General features: G+C 56.7%; 15 protein-coding genes. 2 read left to right on the top strand and 13 right to left on the bottom strand.

Going from position 1 to position 15,994, the window contains the following annotated elements; translation table 11 throughout:
• Positions 1-6 precede the first annotated feature (6 nt).
• The gene (locus tag FIV00_RS22025) at positions 7-1,515 is read left to right on the top strand and encodes an aldehyde dehydrogenase (NADP(+)) (RefSeq protein WP_152502771.1); all 1,509 of its coding nucleotides are present in this window, start codon (positions 7-9) and stop codon (positions 1,513-1,515) included.
• A 74-nt stretch (positions 1,516-1,589) separates the two neighbouring features.
• On the opposite strand, the gene FIV00_RS22020 is transcribed toward FIV00_RS22025, so the two are convergent.
• The 5 genes from FIV00_RS22020 to FIV00_RS22000 form a co-directional block, all read right to left on the bottom strand.
• Positions 1,590-2,750, bottom strand: a complete 1,161-nt coding sequence (locus tag FIV00_RS22020; RefSeq protein ID WP_152502770.1) for a Gfo/Idh/MocA family protein — start codon at positions 2,748-2,750, stop codon at positions 1,590-1,592.
• Positions 2,751-2,932: 182 nt separating this feature from the next.
• Positions 2,933-3,988, bottom strand: coding sequence for a sugar phosphate isomerase/epimerase (locus tag FIV00_RS22015; protein ID WP_152502769.1), 1,056 nt, complete (start codon positions 3,986-3,988; stop codon positions 2,933-2,935).
• Positions 3,989-4,065: 77 nt separating this feature from the next.
• Positions 4,066-5,022 carry a substrate-binding domain-containing protein gene (locus tag FIV00_RS22010; RefSeq protein ID WP_152502768.1) on the bottom strand — a complete coding sequence of 319 codons (957 nt, stop codon included), beginning with the start codon at positions 5,020-5,022 and terminating at the stop codon, positions 4,066-4,068.
• Positions 5,023-5,129: 107 nt separating this feature from the next.
• Entirely contained in the window at positions 5,130-6,137 is a 1,008-nt protein-coding gene (locus FIV00_RS22005) for an ABC transporter permease (protein ID WP_152504383.1), read from the bottom strand.
• A gap of 2 nt (positions 6,138-6,139) precedes the next feature.
• Complete coding sequence (locus FIV00_RS22000) at positions 6,140-7,663, bottom strand: sugar ABC transporter ATP-binding protein (RefSeq protein ID WP_152502767.1); 1,524 nt, start codon at positions 7,661-7,663, stop codon at positions 6,140-6,142.
• A gap of 203 nt (positions 7,664-7,866) precedes the next feature.
• Between FIV00_RS22000 and FIV00_RS21995 the strand changes: the two genes are divergently transcribed.
• Entirely contained in the window at positions 7,867-8,901 is a 1,035-nt protein-coding gene (locus FIV00_RS21995; protein ID WP_152502766.1) for a LacI family DNA-binding transcriptional regulator, read from the top strand.
• A 41-nt stretch (positions 8,902-8,942) separates the two neighbouring features.
• Here FIV00_RS21995 and FIV00_RS21990 read toward each other — a convergent pair whose 3' ends face one another.
• From FIV00_RS21990 to FIV00_RS21955, 8 genes are all read right to left on the bottom strand, one after another.
• Entirely contained in the window at positions 8,943-10,058 is a 1,116-nt protein-coding gene (locus FIV00_RS21990; protein ID WP_152502765.1) for an isocitrate/isopropylmalate dehydrogenase family protein, read from the bottom strand.
• A gap of 11 nt (positions 10,059-10,069) precedes the next feature.
• The gene (otnC, locus tag FIV00_RS21985; RefSeq protein WP_152502764.1) at positions 10,070-10,717 is read right to left on the bottom strand and encodes a 3-oxo-tetronate 4-phosphate decarboxylase; all 648 of its coding nucleotides are present in this window, start codon (positions 10,715-10,717) and stop codon (positions 10,070-10,072) included.
• Positions 10,714-11,946 (bottom strand): 3-oxo-tetronate kinase, encoded by a 1,233-nt coding sequence (otnK, locus tag FIV00_RS21980; RefSeq protein WP_152502763.1) that lies wholly within the window; start codon positions 11,944-11,946, stop codon positions 10,714-10,716. The genes otnC and otnK overlap by 4 nt, the downstream gene beginning before the upstream one ends.
• Positions 11,943-12,740, bottom strand: coding sequence for an N-acyl homoserine lactonase family protein (locus tag FIV00_RS21975; protein ID WP_152502762.1), 798 nt, complete (start codon positions 12,738-12,740; stop codon positions 11,943-11,945). The genes otnK and FIV00_RS21975 overlap by 4 nt, the downstream gene beginning before the upstream one ends.
• Positions 12,737-13,027: a putative quinol monooxygenase gene (locus FIV00_RS21970; protein ID WP_152502761.1), complete on the bottom strand. Its 291-nt coding sequence runs from the start codon at positions 13,025-13,027 to the stop codon at positions 12,737-12,739. Before FIV00_RS21970 ends, FIV00_RS21975 begins: the two co-directional genes overlap by 4 nt.
• Positions 13,028-13,042: 15 nt before the next feature.
• Positions 13,043-14,326 (bottom strand): TRAP transporter large permease, encoded by a 1,284-nt coding sequence (locus FIV00_RS21965; protein WP_152502760.1) that lies wholly within the window; start codon positions 14,324-14,326, stop codon positions 13,043-13,045.
• Complete coding sequence (locus FIV00_RS21960; RefSeq protein WP_209006663.1) at positions 14,326-14,853, bottom strand: TRAP transporter small permease; 528 nt, start codon at positions 14,851-14,853, stop codon at positions 14,326-14,328. The genes FIV00_RS21965 and FIV00_RS21960 overlap by 1 nt, the downstream gene beginning before the upstream one ends.
• Before the next feature lie 68 nt (positions 14,854-14,921).
• The gene (locus FIV00_RS21955; RefSeq protein WP_152502759.1) at positions 14,922-15,935 is read right to left on the bottom strand and encodes a TRAP transporter substrate-binding protein; all 1,014 of its coding nucleotides are present in this window, start codon (positions 15,933-15,935) and stop codon (positions 14,922-14,924) included.
• Between the last annotated feature and the right edge of the window lie 59 nt (positions 15,936-15,994).

Raw genomic sequence — 15,994 nt, 5'->3', positions numbered from 1 at the left:
TTTGACATGACTTTTATGCCCCACGGAAAGCAACTCGTTGCAGGTCAATGGGTTGCGAGCGACGCCTCGTTCCAGTCGCAGCCTGCGCAGGGAACGCCTCACAGCTATTCCACTGGATCGGCTGCACAGGTGGATGCCGCCTGCCGCGCGGCCGAGGAAGCTTTCTGGAGTTTCGGATACTCTTCGCGTGAGGACCGGGCCAGGTTCCTGAATGCAATTGCAGATGAAATCGAGGCGCGGGCTGAAGCCATCACCGAGATCGGGACATCCGAGACAGGGCTCCCCGAAGCACGCCTTAATGGAGAGCGTGGCCGCACAACGGGTCAGCTTCGCCTGTTCGCCGCGCATATTCTCAAAGGTGACTACCTGGACCGGCACCACGACGAAGCACTTCCTGATCGTCAACCATTGCCGCGCCCAGATCTTAAACTGGTGCAAAGACCGATCGGGCCGATCGCGGTTTTCGGAGCATCCAATTTTCCTCTGGCCTTTTCGACTGCGGGTGGTGACACGGCGTCTGCTTTCGCAGCAGGTTGTCCCGTTGTGGTCAGGGGGCATCCGGCGCATCCTGGAACGGGCGAAATTGTCGCTGAAGCGATTTCTGCTGCCGTCAAATCCTGCGACCTGCATCCTGGCGTGTTTTCCTTTATCCAGGGCGATGGTTACGAAGTCGGGCAGGCGTTGGTGCAGCATCCATTGATCTGTGCCGTCGGATTTACAGGTTCCTTGCGGGGCGGTCGCGCATTGTTTGATCTTTGTGCTCAGCGCCCGGTTCCAATCCCGTTCTTCGGCGAACTTGGATCCGTCAATCCGATGTTCCTGCTGCCCGCGGCGCTTTCGGGCAAAGGCGAGGCCATTGCAAAGGGCTGGGCTGGGTCCTTGACGATGGGGGCTGGTCAATTCTGCACCAATCCGGGTCTTGTCATCCTTGTTGACGGTCCTGACGCAGATGCATTTGCCCAAGCTGCGACAGCGGCTCTCAAAGAGGTTGGCAAGCAGACCATGTTGACCGATGGTATTGCAGCTGCATTCCGGTCAGGCAGTCAGCTTGTTGCCGATACCACAGGCATCCGGGAGCTGATCGGCACCAGCTGTGATACCCGCGAAGCCTCTCCCTATCTCTTTGAAACGACAGGCGAAGCCTGGTTGGAAAACGAACAGCTCGGCGAAGAGGTATTTGGCCCGCTTGGCATTATCGTGCGCGTGAAAGACGAAGCGCAGATGATTGAGATTGCCAAGAGCCTTGATGGCCAGTTGACCTGCACGCTGCATTTGGAAGAGGGCGACACCGCGCTTGCTCGCACCTTGATGCCAGTCCTAGAGCGCAAGGCGGGCCGCGTCCTGGCAAACGGATTTCCGACAGGTGTTGAGGTCGCTGATGCCATGGTTCATGGCGGTCCTTATCCGGCATCGACGAATTTCGGCGCAACCTCGGTCGGTACGCTGGCAATTCGCAGGTTCCTGCGGCCGGTTTGCTATCAGAACCTTCCCGATGCGCTGATGCCGGAAAGCTGATCCGAAACGTCGAATTTGAAAAAAACGCCCGAGACACATGCTCGGGCGTTTTTCATTTGAGACGCTTGTAGCATTTAGCCGTCGAGTTTGACCCAGGCGGCATTGCGTGATGACGACTTTACGCAGGCATCTATAAAACGAACGCCGGCCAGGCCGTCTTCCACATTCGGCACGAGAGAGGAGAGATCTTCCCCGCGTTGATGCGCACGGATGACATCCGCCGCGTCCTTATAAAGGTTGGCAAAGCCTTCCAGATAGCCCTCAGGGTGTCCTGGTGGAATACGGGTTGAAGGCCCGATACTTTCCGACATGCCTGCACCGCCACGGGTGATAATCCGTTTCGGTTCGCCAAATGGTGTCAGGTAAAGATAGTTCGGGTTTTCCTGATGCCACTCCAGGCCGCCTTTGTCGCCATAAACGCGGATCTTGAGATTGTTCTCATTTCCCGGAGCGACCTGCGAACACCACAGCATGCCTCGAGCGCCGCTCGCGTAGCGAAGCATGACGTGGCCATTGTCGTCCACCTGGCGTCCCGGTACGAAGGATTGGAGATCGGCGGCGAGGCTTTCAGCCAGCTGACCGGTGATGAAGCTTGCCAGATTGTAGGCATGTGTTCCGATGTCGCCGGTCGAGCCGCCCAGCCCGGTCCGTGCCGGATCGGTTCTCCACTCGGCCTGCTTGTTGTCTTGTTCGATCGTAAGCCAGTCTTGAGGGTATTCGACCTGGATGACGCGAATTGTGCCAAGCTCGCCACTTTGAACGAGTTCACGCGCCTGACGGACCATAGGATAGCCGGTATAGTTGTGCGTCAGGAAAAACAGGGCACTCGAGCTCTCCGCTGCCTTGACCAGTTTCTTGGCGTCGGCAAGCGTAGACGTGAGCGGCTTGTCACAGATGACATGAATGCCGCGTTTCAAAAACTCCCTGGCGGCCGGATAATGCACATGGTTGGGCGTCACAATCGCGACGGCCTCGATGCCGTCCTTCAGTCGTGCTTCCCGTTTGGCCATATCGGCAAAGGATGCATAGGTCCTATCTTTTTTCAGACCGAGAGCCTGTCCGGATTCAAGCGCTTTTTCCGGGGTTGAGGAAAGGGCACCGGCAACCAGCTCATAGGCACCGTCGATCCTGGAGGCAATCCGGTGGACTGCTCCGATAAAGGCGTCTTTGCCACCTCCCACCATGCCGAGGCGGATCGGGCGTGTTTGCGCGGTGTCTGTTCCTTCAATGGCCATCCTGGTCCTCCAGTTTGTTCTACAAGCACCTGATCAGGCGCTTCATAAATCGATTGAATACTCTTTACAAAGAAACGCCGCCGGGAGGAAGCGCGCCGACGCCATCACGGAGAAGATCATTGAATTCGCCATAAATGACTGGTCCGGTAAGACGGCGTGCGGCAATGCATTGCGTGTTCTGACTAACCTATTCCAAGCATTTTTCGGTTGGCCGCGTCATCGGTGCCTCCGTCGGCGAAATCGTCGAAAGCCTTTTCGGTGACGCGGATAATGTGGTCCTTGACGAATTGCGCGCCTTCCCGTGCACCGTCTTCGGGGTGTTTCAGGCAGCATTCCCATTCGACAACGGCCCAGCCGTCAAAGTCATTTGCGGCCATCTTGGAAAAGACTGCACCGAAATCGACTTGACCGTCACCGAGAGAGCGGAACCGACCCGCACGATCGACCCATGGCTGATAACCGCTATAAACACCTTGCCGTCCGGTTGGGTTGAACTCGGCGTCCTTTACATGGAACATGCCGATCCTGTCCTTGTAGATGTCGATGTTGTCCAGGTAGTCGAGGCATTGCAGCACGTAATGCGACGGGTCGTAGAGCATTTTGCATCGGTTATGATTGCTCACCCGTTCAAGGAACATTTCGAACGTGATACCGTCATGCAGGTCTTCACCCGGGTGAATTTCATAGCAAACGTCGACACCCATATCTTCGGCATAGTCGAGAATGGGACGCCACCGTTTTGCAAGCTCGTCGAAAGCTGTTTCAACCAGACCGGCAGGGCGCTGTGGCCAGGGGTAGAGATAGGGCCATGCCAGCGCGCCGGAGAAGGTTGCGTGTGCCGAAATGCCGAGATTGTGGCTGGCGGTGAGGGCCATTTTTACCTGATCGACAGCCCAGGCCTGCCTGGCGGCTGGATTGCCGCGCACATGGGCAGCGGCGAAACCGTCAAAGGCATCGTCATAGGCAGGATGTACGGCAACCAGTTGGCCTTGAAGATGGGTCGAGAGTTCCGTGATCTCAACTCCGTTGTCCTTCGCTGTTCCAGCAAATTCTTCGCAATAGGTCTTTGAACTAGCTGCCCTTTCCAGATCGATAAGGCGTCCGTCCCAACTCGGGACCTGTACACCGAGATAGCCGCAATCCGCAGCCCATTTCGTGATTGAATCCCAGGAATTGAATGGTGCTTCGTCCCCGGCAAACTGGGCTAGAAACAGTGCTGGACCCTTGATGGTTTTCATTTTCGCTTCTCCAGAGTAGGGACAAAAATGGGCCGGGACCCCATCGCAAGATCCCGACCCAAGTGGCTACTTGTTCCTTAGAACGGTGAGTCCGGGAAATAGTAGCTTTCTGCGTTGTCTTTGGTGATCAGGGTCGCACCGAGAATGTAGCGACCGGCTACAGGACCGTTGGATTTGAATGCCTGAACAGTTGCATCCATGGCCGTTGCGATCATCGCAGGCGGATAAAGCACGTCGACCGGGATCAGTGTTTCACCATCCATGATGCCCTTGATGATTTCCTTCATGCCGGCACCGCCGACAACAAACATGCCATCACCATCGCGTCCGGCCTGTTTGAGCGCGGCCACAACACCGATTGCGATATCGTCGTCCTGAGCCCAAACCGCATCGATATCCGGGAAGCGGGACAGGAAGTCCTGCATCACTTCAAAGCCGTCGTCGCGGTTCCAGTTCGCATGTTTGTGGTCCAGAACGTTGATGCCGGAACCCTCGATTTCGGCCATGAACGCATCAAAACGCTCATTGTCGATCACGGTCGGTATACCGCGCAGGACAACAATGTTGTCGCCGTCTTTCAAACGGGTCTTCATGTATTGAGCCGAAACCCGGCCGAGTTCCGGGTTATTGCCGGCGACGTAAAGATCCTCAATGCCGGGCTGGCTGAGGCCACGGTCGACGACAGTGATCCAGGCACCGGATTTCTTGACGTTGAGGACCGGGTCGGTAAGCGGCTCGGATTCAAAGGGCAGAACCACCAGTGCATCGATCTGATGCACGGACACAAGGTCTTCCAGGGCGCTGGCTTGTGCTTCCGGGTCGGGAGAGTTGACCAGGATAAGGTCGACATCCGGATAGAGCTCTTCGAGCCTCTTTTCAGCCTGTTCCGCGTGCCAGTTCATGCCCGCAGCCCAGGCATGGGTCGGTGTCGGATAGCTGACGCCGATCTTGATTTTCTCGTCGGCGACTGCGGAGCCTGCAAAGGCAAGCATCCCTGTCAGTGCCATTGCTCCCAAGGCTTTCTTCATAAGCATGGTTTCCTCCTCCAATGCCTTTCACTTGGACGCACCTCTCCCGTCCGGTGCGAACCGGTCTTTAAATTGGGGACGGGACCCTATTCCGTTGAGTTCAGCGCATCTACCTACTTGCTCTTGCCAAGTTTCCAGTCGCTGCGCTGCAGTAGAACCGCAACGATGATGATCAAGCCCTGCATGGTTCCATTCAGGTAGTTCGAGATCAGATCGGTGAAGTTCAAAATGTTGCCGATGGTCGTCAGGATCAAAGCGCCGAGGATCGTGCCACCAATGCGGCCGTATCCGCCCTTCAGAACCGTGCCCCCGATGATCACAGCCGCAATTGCTTCCAGTTCCCAAAGAACGCCGGTTGAGGCAGAAGCAGATCCAAGCCGGGGAACATAGATGATCGTTGCGAAGGAAACGCACAGTCCCTGAATGACATAGGTAAGCGTCTTCACACGGTCGACATTGATCGCGGAATAGCGGGCAACGGCTTCGTTTGATCCGATCGCCGTGCAGTAGCGCCCGAATGCGGTCCGGTTCAACAGCAGCCAGCCGCAGATCGCCACTCCGATGAACACCCAGACCGGGTAGGGCAGACCAAGAAAACTGTCATAGTAGACGGGCCGATAGGTGCCGCGGATATCAAAGTTGAGCGACAAGGTCCCGCCATCGGCGAAGTAGGTCACGAGCGAGCGATAGATGCCCATCGTGCCAAGGGTGACAATGAACGCTTCGATCTTGCCTTTGGTTGTCAGGGCGCCGTTGATCCAACCGGCACCTATTCCGAGCACGACAGCGCAGCCGCAGCCCAGCAGAACCGTTGCGACACCGGTACCCATCGTATCGACCGCGTTGTTCATGATGATGATCATGACGCCGGAAATCGCCGCGGCCATCGAGCCGACCGAGAGGTCGATACCACCGGCCGTGATGACGAAGGTTGCACCGACCGCGATGATGCCGATGAAGGCAGAACGGGTCAGAAGGTTGGTCAGGTTGCCTTCGCTCACGAAAGACGGGTTCAGCAGAAAGCCGATGATACACAGGATCAGAAGGGCCAAAGCCGGTCCGATCGTCTTGAAATCGATGGAAGACCGCTTGGCAGTCGTCTCGGTCGATGAGGTGACCATGGTCAATGAAGTTCCTCCCGTTTCAGCCCGGCGGCGTAACGCATGATTTCGTTTTCGTTGATGTGATCACCGGTCAGAACGCCCGTAATGCCGCCTTCGCGCATCACCACCACCCGGTGGCAGATGCCGATAATCTCGGGCATTTCGGAGGAAATGACGACGACCGAAACGCCTTCGGCGGCGAGTGCTGCGATGAAATGATAGATCTGCTGCTTGGTCCCGACATCGATGCCGCGCGTTGGCTCGTCGATGACGACGATCTTTGGATCGCACTCCATGATCTTGGCGAGCAGCAGTTTCTGCTGGTTACCGCCGGACAGTTTGCCGACGGTGATATCGTTGTCCTTGGCCCTAACGTCGAAACGGCGGATCGCGCGTTCAAGCGCTTCTTCTTCACGTTTGCGGTCGATGGCAAAATTCTTCACGAATTTCGGGAGCGCGAAGAGGGTCAGATTCGGCTGCATCTTCTTGTCGAGCAACAGCCCCTTTTCCTTCCTGTCCTTGGTCAGATAGGCAAGTCCGGCATCTCGTGCACCGGCCACTGTCATCGTGCCGACATCCCGTCCGAACAGCCTGATTGTTCCACTTTCGATCGGGGCAAGTCCGCAAACCGCTTCAAAAACAGCGGTTCGACCTGACCCGATCAGGCCTGAAAAACCCAGGATTTCACCTTTGCGAAGCCCGAAGCTGACCCCGCTCACGCCCGTTGCAACAAGGTTGTCGACTTCCAGAACCAGTTCTGCGTCGACATCCGCCTCCAGCATCGGGGGATAGAGGTCTGACAGTTCACGCCCCACCATCATCTGAGCCATCAGATCCGGCGTCAGATCCTGCGCATGTCGCGTGTCGATCCATTGACCGTCCCGCAAGATGGTGATCCGATCCGAGATTGCCTTGACTTCATTCAGCTTGTGGGAAACGAACACGATGCCAACGCCGCTTTCCTTAAGCTTCGTAACTTGCCGGAAGAAGACTTCCGTTTCTTCTTCGGTCAGCACCGCGGTCGGCTCATCCATAATCAGAATGCGGGCGTTGCGGCTGACAGCCTTGACGATTTCAACCATTTGCTTCTGCGCGATCGTCAGGTCGGAAATACGGTCGACCGGAGAAATATCCAAGCCGATTTCATCGAGATAGCCCTGTACGGTTGCGCGCATTGCTGCCTTGTCGAGCAAGCCCCTGGATTTGACCTCTCGCCCGAGAAAGACGTTCTCTTCGACCGTCATCTGCTCGGCAAGATTCAGTTCCTGGTGAATGAGCACAATGCCGAGCGATTCGGCTGCGCCATTTGGAGGCAGGTCTGTCTTTTTTCCATCGAGCCGGATCTGACCGGAGGTAGGGTCGTGGAAACCGGACAAGATCTTCATGAGTGTCGATTTGCCGGCGCCGTTTTCGCCGATCAGCGCATGCACTTCTCCCGGGCGCACATCCATGCTCACGCTGAACAGGACCGGCACCGGACCGAAGGATTTGCTGATGTTGACAGCTTCGATGATCGCCGCTTGTGCGGTCGTTTCCATCTGCATTTATGTCTTCCTCCCAAGCGCCGACATGTTTCCTCCACACTGGCGCCATGTTTGGTATGTAAACGTTTTCACGATTGATGTAAACCTTTACATTGCATGTTGTAAACCTTTTCATCAGAGCCAATGCGCTTTATACAGCGTAGAGGGCGTGTAGATTCATGAACTTATTGGGTGCTCGCGCTGCAACATGTCTGGATCAATAAATGAGCGAACCGCTGGAGCGGCCGGCCACAATTGAAGATGTTGCAAAACTTGCGGGCGTGTCGATTGCCACCGTCAGCAGGGCTCTGCGCTCGCCCGAGAAGGTTGCCGAAAGCACGCGGAAAAAGGTAACCGCCGCGATTGCGCGCACGGGCTACACCGCCAATGCCATGGCGCAGAACCTGCGTATGCAACGTTCGCAGATGGTTCTGGTCCTGGCCTCTTCGATTGCAGATCCGAATTTTGCTGGCATTTTGACCGGCCTGGAGAAGGCTGCGGCGGACAGAGGCTATGGCGTCCTGATCGGTAACACGGAAGGCACCACCGGCATAGAGCAGACCTACATGCGATTCTTGTCGACCGGTATGGCGGATGGACTGGTGCTTTTGACTGGCCATATTCCCGTTGCCGGCGAACCGCAGACGCCACTGAGCTCATTGCCGGCTGTTGTTGCAACGGAACGGCCCTTGGCGCACTCAGATATCAGTTATGTCGGTGTGGATGACGTTGCCGCCTCAAAAATGGCGACGGAATATTTGATCTCGCTCGGCCACCGGAAGATCGTATTCATCTCCGGAGGACCTGCAGACATTCGAAGTGATCTGAGGCATTCCGGCTACCGCCAGGGACTGAAAGAGACACCGGACGCGCCGAGAGACTGGCGTGTTGAAGGAGACGGAACGGCAGAAAGCGGCCGTGCCGCCGTCGAGCGCCTTTTCATCAAGGATGACCTGCCTACAGCGTTCTTCTGCTTTAACGACAACACCGCAATCGGCGTCATTTCCGCCCTGCAGCTGCGTGGTTACAACGTTCCGGAAGACTTCTCGGTTCTGGGGTTTGACGATATTCCCTTTGCCAACAATTTCACGCCGGGACTGACGACCATTCGCCAGCCTCGTCATCATATCGGCGAAAAGGCCATGACAATCCTCCTGGATCGCTTGGCAAACAGGTCGCTTGAAACCAGGTCGCATCTTTTGCATGGGGACCTGATCGTCCGGGAAAGCTGCGCGGGTGTCAGCAAACGGGCCAGATAGGCCTGAAAGGTCCGTTGTGCGGTATCAGTACACCGTGACCTTTATGCGCTGACACGATCCTTTGCCGGAGCAAGTTCTGCAATTCCTGTCAGCACTTGGTTGGTCACGGCTTTGGTGCCCATGTCTCCACCAAATTCCATCGGTCTCAAGGCGTTTTGTTCAAATGACTCATCGACGGATGAATTGATCAGGTCTGCAGCATCTGCGAGATGAGAATTTCCAAGTTTCTCGGCCAGATAGTCCAGCATCAGGGCTGCGCTCAGGATTGCTGCCAATGGATTGGCCTTGTCCTGCCCCATAATGTCGGGCGCGCTTCCGTGGGCTGGCTGAAACAGGCCGGTCGTCTCTCCGATCTCACCGCAGGCTGCCATTCCCATGCCGCCAACAAGGCCACCTGCAAGGTCGGACAGGATGTCACCGAACATGTTCTCCATCACCAGCACATCGAATTCCCAGGGCTTGCGGACCAGGTCTAGCGCTTGTGCATCAACGTAGTTGTAGCCGACAGGAACGTCAGGATAGGTCTCTTTCACTTCATTGAAAATCTGGCGGAAGAAAGCGAGCGATGTGAAGACATTGGCCTTGTCGACGCAGGTGAGGGTGCCGTTCTTGCCTTTGGCTCTGCGTTTGCGTGCCAGATTGAAAGCAAAATGATGCAGTTTTGTTGTCGTCTTGCGCGTAACGCGAAGGACGTCCTGAACTTCGTCGTTGTTGGCAACAAGCGTGCGCTTGTGGGCGGCAGCCGAATAAAAAAGGCCTTCTGTTGACTCCCGCAGGATAATCAGATCGATACCCGCCGCGCGCGGATCTGCCAGCCGTTGCGGTGCATTCGGATAGGCCTTGACCGGACGCACTCCGGCAAACAGCTCAAAGCGATCGCGCAGCCGCAGGTGCGGAGAGATTTCCGTCCCATCGGCGTGACGGATCGAAGGCATGCCGATAGCGCCGAGAAAAATGGCGTCGGCCTCGCCCGCACGCACTTCACCATCTGGTTCAATGTCGGTTCCGGTTTCCTGAAAATAGCCGGCTCCGGCCAGGATCTCGTCATAGACCGGTAATGCCTGGCCTGTTTTCTGCAGAGCAGCTTCCATGACAGCCATGGCCGCTTCTGCAACATCGACGCCGATCCCGTCACCTTTAATCAGTGCTATTTTCATCGGTAACTTCCTCAATTCCAATCAACGTCAAAACGCTCAACCACCTGGCCAATCTGATCCGGTGTGAGAGATATGGCTCCGGTTCCGCGCAAAAGCAGTGCCAGCCGGGCCGTGGCTTCCAACTCTTCCATTGCGTAAACTGCGGCGGTCAGATCCTTGCCGGCCACCACGGGGCCGTGATTGGCAAGCAGGACTGCCGATCGTTTTCCCGCCAGACCTCGCACCGCTTCGCCCATCGCCGGGTCGCCTGGCACAAAGAAGGGCAACAGTTTCACCTTGCCGAGCTGCATGATCCCGTAAGGTGTCAATGTCGGCAGGACGTTTTCCGGATCGATGTCCGGCAAAAGTGTGAGCGCGACCGAATGACAGGAATGAAGATGAACAACCGCACCGGTGTTGCTGCGGGTCTCATAAAAGGCGGTATGAAGCGGGATTTCCTTTGTCGGCTTGTCGCCTGACAAAAGGTCGCCCTTTTCGGACACATGACTGATCCGTGCCGGATCCAGAAACCCCATGGAAGACCCTGTTGGTGTGACCAGCAGGGTGCCGTCGGACAGCCGCAGCGAGATATTGCCCGTCGATCCGTGTGTCAAACCACGGTCAAACATGGATTTCGCCACAAGACAGACCTGCTCACGTGCCGAGGCGATTTCGCTCATACCCGGCCCTCCAGAACAGAAAGCGCTTCGGAAAAGAATTCAGGTCCGCCGAAATTGCCTGACTTCAGGGCAAGGGCGAGGGGGCGTCCGGCAACCTTCAATGCGGGAACGCCCGCTGCGATCTTGGGACCGATCTCAAGCGTGTCTGCCTGGAGGCCCGAGACAACAGCTCCTGAGGTCTCTCCTCCGGCAACCACGATCCTTTTGACCCCTTCATGCGACAAGGCAGCAGCAAGGTTGGCAAAGACTTTCTCGATTGCATCCGCACTTTTCTCACGGCCGTATTTGTCCTGTGCGGCGGCAACGATTGCAGGATCTGCTGAAGAATAAAGAAGGGGAGCGGTATCCTGACGGATCGCCCACTCGACGACCTCCTGCAGCGACAGCCTTTGAGACATGATGTCGTCTGCATTCAGTTCGCGCGACGGCGCACTGGCCTTGTAGGCAGCCACTTGGCCGCGAGTGGCTGCTGAACAGGAGCCGGACAGGACAACGGCCTTGCCGGAGACCCCTGCCCAGGAAGACGTTTCAGGTTGAAACCCGAAGTTCTGTGGCAGGCCAAGGGCGATGCCCGAACCGCCGGTCAGAAGTTTCCGTGACGCCGCGGCGCGGCCGAAAGTCATCAGGTCTTCGTTGCGGACAGCATCGACGACGACCATGGCCTTGCCGGCCTTTGAAGCGCTTTGGATTACGGCATCCGGACCGGCCCAGACGTCGGAAACAGAGATGTGCTTCACGGATCGCGAAGTTTGCCGTGCGAGCACACGCCGAATGTCGGGATCGGTCATGGGCGTCAGCGGATGGTGCTGCATACCGCTTTCGCTCAAAAGAACGTCCTTGACGAAGAGATGCCCCTGATAGACTGAGCGTCCGTTTTCGGGAAATGCCGGGCAGACCAGAACAGTGTCTTCACCAAGCCGATCCGCCAATGCTTCGGTTACCGGGCCAATATTGCCTGCGTCGGTGGAATCGAAAGTCGAGCAAACCTTGAAAATGATTTGCTGGCAGCCCTGGCTCAACAGCCAGTCACAGGCTTCCAGCGATATTGCAACGGCATCAGCGGCCGCAATGGTGCGTGACTTGAGACCGACAACTCCTGCCTCGATATGATCGTCAATGCTGTGCTCCGGGACACCGACGAATTGTGCGGTCGGCATGCCACCTTCAGACAGCATCAGCGCGATGTCGGATGCGCCGGTAAAATCGTCGGCAATGACACCAAGCTTCATGGCAGGAACACCTTTTCCGGGCCCCGGTCGAGGCGAACGATGTGGTCCGGACCGTGGGAAGGAAACAATTTGCGCACGAGTGGGTCATGCCCGGGAATGACGAGCTCCTTCGAGCTGGCAAGACGCTGAATGGTCTTGAACCCGTTAAGCATGTCGCCAAGGTTGACCACGATCGGAAAGGGTTTTTCCTCCAGGAAGTTTTCATAATAGTGAGACGCGTCGGAGGCGAGGCACAACCAGCCGGCTTCGGTCAGGACGCGCACGACCTGCAGTCCGTCACTATGCCCTCCGGTCCGGTGAACCGTCACACCTTCGCGAACTTCGCCGTCCCCCTCATGAAAGATGACCCGTCCCGAATAAAGCCTTTGAACGGCTTCGCAGATATGGTCAGCCGTGAAGGGCGCGTTCAAGGTTCCATGGCACATGCAGGGGCCTGTGGCATATGCCATTTCTGCCGCCTGGAGATGAATTGTGGCGTTTGGGAAATGCCGCAGGCCGCCTGCATGATCGTAGTGAAGATGCGTCACGATGATGGTTGTCACGTCTTCAGGCACGATGCCAAGCGGCGCCAGTGCCTCAGCCGGGTTCAGCCGAATGGGCCGGCCGCGCCGATCGCCTTCTTCCTGGTCGTATCCGGTGTCGACCAGCAGGATTTCGTCACGCTGACGCAGCACCCAGATGAAATAGTCCATGTCGTGGGGCTGATTGTGATTGTCATCGAACAGAAAACTGTCCTTGCGCGTCCTGGCATTCCGGTCGGCATATTTGACTGCGAAGACTTCCCAGGGGGTCATGCGTCCACCTTCTGAAATGTCTTGACGGATTTTTCGGCAATCATGTCGGAGACCCTGGCATCGAAGTCCTTGAAATGGTCGGTCGCAAGATGAAACTGGAATGCAGCAACATCTTCATAGATTTCATAAAGGAAAACCTCACCCGGCAGATCCGGATCGGTGCAGACATCAAACTGTCTGCACCCTGGTTCGTCTTTCACCGAGGTTTGTGCATTTGCGATCATCAGGGGCATGAAGGCATTCATTTGCCCGTCCTTGATGCGAAACAGCACGGTTACTGCAAACATCGTTTCAACTCCTCCTCACCGGAACAGATGCACCATACTCATTGAGACGGCCGGTATGTAGGTGACTGCAAGGAGCGCGATGATAGCCGCGATGTAAAGATGTGCCATTTTTCTGGCAATCGAGAGCACGCCAACACCGGAAATCCGCGAGGCAACGTAGAGCGTTGCACCCACCGGCGGTGTGAACAGGCCCACGGCAACGTTACAGGTCATGATCACGCCAAGATGCACCGGGTCGACGCCAAAGGCCTTGGCCGTTGGCAGGAACAAAGGTGCGGTCAGCAGGATGGCGGGAACCGGGTCAAGCACGAGGCCCAGAATGAGCAGCACGATGTTGACCAGCAACAGGAACATCCACGGGCCGGAGGAGAACTCCTGAACGAAGGCAACCAGGATCTGGGGCATCTGTTCCAGGGTTATCAGCCAGCCGAGCACGGTGGTTGCACCGATCACGACCATCACCACCGAACTGGTAACGAAGGAATCGATCAAAAGGCGCGGCAGATCCCTGATCTTGAAGTCGCGATAGACGACTGTCGTCACGAATAGACCATAGACAACGGCGAGAGCTGCAGCCTCCGTCGGCGTGACCCAGCCGGTGAAGATACCACCAAGGATCAGGATCGGCATGAAAAGGGCAGGGGCCGTGCCGATAAAGGACGATGTCAACTCCTTCAGCGTTGTTGTTCGCCCGCCCGGATCGCAATTGGTCGTTTTGCCCACGTAGTAGCAAACTGCCATGAAGAGCGCGCCGAACAAGACGCCGGGGATCATGCCGCCAAGGAAGAGATCCGCGACGGATACGTTGCCGACAAAACCGTAGATGAGCATGGGAATGGACGGTGGAATGATGATGCCGATGGTTCCCGCAGCTGCGACGAGGCCCGCTGCAAACGCCGTGTTGTAACCCTCTCGCGACATGTTCTTGATCATCACCGAGCCGATGGCTGCAGAATCTGCAATTGCCGAGCCGGAAATGCCGCCGAAGATCATGGAAGCGCCAACGACGACCATGCCGAGCCCACCCGCCATGAAGCCGAAAGCTGCGCGGGCAAAGCCGATGATGCGCAGGCCAACGCCGCCGCGGCTCATCATTTCGCCAGCCACGATGAAAAGCGGAATGGCCAGGAAGTGGTTCGGTTCCACACCGCCGATGAAATTGAGGAACAGCGCCTGAAGCGGATATCCAAGATCAAAGACGATGATCGGCAGAACGGCGGTGAGCAGAATAGCCCAAACAAGCGGAATACCGATGAAGACAGAGGTCAGGAAGACCGCCACTACAAAGATCAGTATCATTAAAGGGCCTCCCCGCCGTCAGAATGGGATGCATGAGGCACGACAGGGTTTCTAATGTCGAACACCATGTTGAACAGATGGAAGATCAGCGTCAGCGCCATGCCGGCGGGCATGGAGGCATAAAGCAGTCCGACCGGCCAGTAGAGCACTGTGGTCTTCTGCGCCCAGGTATGAACGGAAATGTTGTACCCGGTGTAGATCAGGCTGATCAAAAGAATCGCGATGACGACGTCGATCGCAATCGACAAAATGCGCTGACCGAGCATTGGAACCAGTTTTTCGACAATCTCGGTAACGCGCATATGTGCACCGCGTGCAATGGCCGCCGCGCAGCCGAAAAAGGTGCTCCACAGCAGCAGAAAGCTGGTGACTTCCAGAGACCATGCCAGGTCAAACCCGGCAAATCCGCGAAGGGAAGCGTTGCAGAACACCAGTGTGACGATCGCAAATCCGCCAAGCGCCAGGCAAAAATCGACCATATGGCTGAGCCAGCGCAGCACAGCCGGATAATGCTCTCGGTAATCCAAGGCTCTTCTCTTTTAGGAAAGGGCCGGGACCCTGAGAGTCCCGGCTAGTTGTCGCCCGAAGTGCTTGATCAGTTCTGGGCGGGGAGTGCTTCGCGGATCGCAGCCGCGTCGGCCAGGATCTTGTCGACAGCTTCGTCGCCGTAAACGTCCTTGGCTTTTGAATAAACCGACTGGACGGCATCGCGGAACGGTCCGATTTCCGGAACGCTGACCGTTGCACCTTCTTCGGTCATCTCGGCAAGCTGGCTCTCAACAGAGCTCTTGACGAGGTTGCGGCTGAAAGTTGCGGATTCCGCAGCAGCTTTCAACACGGCTTCCTTGTCTTCATCAGAGAAGGACTGCCAGGTCTTTTCCGCAATTGTCAAAGGCAGCGGGCTATAGACGTGACGCGTCAGCGTGATGTTCGGCGCAACTTCATAAAAGCGGAGCGACTTGATCGTATCGACCGGGTTTTCCTGGCCGTTGACGATGCCCTGCTGAATGGAGAGGTAAACATCAGTGATCGGCATAACCACTGTCTGGAAACCGATGGCTTCCATCGACCAGCGGATCATGTCGTTCGGAAAGACGCGCATTTTCATGGATTCCGCGTCGGTCGGAGACGCCAGCGGCTCATTGGTCGTGAAGCTGCGGAAGCCGGCTTCCCAGGTGCTCAGGACACGGAAACCCTTTTCGGGAAGTTTCGCGAACTCACCCTGCAACCACTCGGAATTGTCGTAAAGTTCCCAGCCCTGCTCGTAGGTATCGACCAGAAACGGCATGGCCGTCAGGTTCAGGGTTGGCATATGGGTCGCATAGGAACCTGTTGCGGACACGGTAAAGTCTAGACCGCCCAATTGCAGCAGCTCGATCGCCTTCGGATCGTTGGCGAGCTGCCCGGACGGGAAGATCTGAACTTCGTAACGGCCGTCCGTGTATTCAGCAACCTTTTCAGCGAACAGTTCTGCCGCCGCCTGGCGGGAACCGCCCGGATTGTCGGTGTGGCTGAAACGCAGGGTTTCCACAGCATGTGCGCCACCCATACCGGCAGCAAGGATTGCCGCGCTCAGCAACAGACGGCTCAAACTCTTCTTATCAAGCATTTCGGTCTCCTCCCACGGCCGCTCCAAAAGGCCGTATCGATTTACACATTCGATTGCGT

Origin of the sequence: Labrenzia sp. THAF82, from assembly GCF_009363435.1 — a bacterium.
Classification (GTDB): Bacteria; Pseudomonadota; Alphaproteobacteria; order Rhizobiales; family Stappiaceae; genus Roseibium; species Roseibium porphyridii.
Note: the sequence above shows the minus strand (reverse complement) of the source record. Positions and strands in the feature narration are given on the sequence as shown.

Bases quoted from the DNA above. Each gene is read 5' to 3' on its own strand.
- otnK (WP_152502763.1), bottom strand. From the start codon at position 11,946: ATGAAGCTTGGTGTCATTGCCGACGATTTTACCGGCGCATCCGACATC.
- FIV00_RS21995 (WP_152502766.1), top strand. From the start codon at position 7,867: ATGAGCGAACCGCTGGAGCGGCCGGCCACAATTGAAGATGTTGCAAAA.
- FIV00_RS22000 (WP_152502767.1), bottom strand. From the start codon at position 7,663: ATGCAGATGGAAACGACCGCACAAGCGGCGATCATCGAAGCTGTCAAC.
- otnC (WP_152502764.1), bottom strand. From the start codon at position 10,717: ATGAGCGAAATCGCCTCGGCACGTGAGCAGGTCTGTCTTGTGGCGAAA.
- FIV00_RS21965 (WP_152502760.1), bottom strand. From the start codon at position 14,326: ATGATACTGATCTTTGTAGTGGCGGTCTTCCTGACCTCTGTCTTCATC.
- FIV00_RS22025 (WP_152502771.1), top strand. From the start codon at position 7: ATGACTTTTATGCCCCACGGAAAGCAACTCGTTGCAGGTCAATGGGTT.
- FIV00_RS21990 (WP_152502765.1), bottom strand. From the start codon at position 10,058: ATGAAAATAGCACTGATTAAAGGTGACGGGATCGGCGTCGATGTTGCA.
- FIV00_RS21975 (WP_152502762.1), bottom strand. From the start codon at position 12,740: ATGACCCCCTGGGAAGTCTTCGCAGTCAAATATGCCGACCGGAATGCC.
- FIV00_RS22010 (WP_152502768.1), bottom strand. From the start codon at position 5,022: ATGCTTATGAAGAAAGCCTTGGGAGCAATGGCACTGACAGGGATGCTT.
- FIV00_RS22015 (WP_152502769.1), bottom strand. From the start codon at position 3,988: ATGAAAACCATCAAGGGTCCAGCACTGTTTCTAGCCCAGTTTGCCGGG.
- FIV00_RS22005 (WP_152504383.1), bottom strand. From the start codon at position 6,137: ATGGTCACCTCATCGACCGAGACGACTGCCAAGCGGTCTTCCATCGAT.
- FIV00_RS21970 (WP_152502761.1), bottom strand. From the start codon at position 13,027: ATGTTTGCAGTAACCGTGCTGTTTCGCATCAAGGACGGGCAAATGAAT.
- FIV00_RS21955 (WP_152502759.1), bottom strand. From the start codon at position 15,935: ATGCTTGATAAGAAGAGTTTGAGCCGTCTGTTGCTGAGCGCGGCAATC.
- FIV00_RS22020 (WP_152502770.1), bottom strand. From the start codon at position 2,750: ATGGCCATTGAAGGAACAGACACCGCGCAAACACGCCCGATCCGCCTC.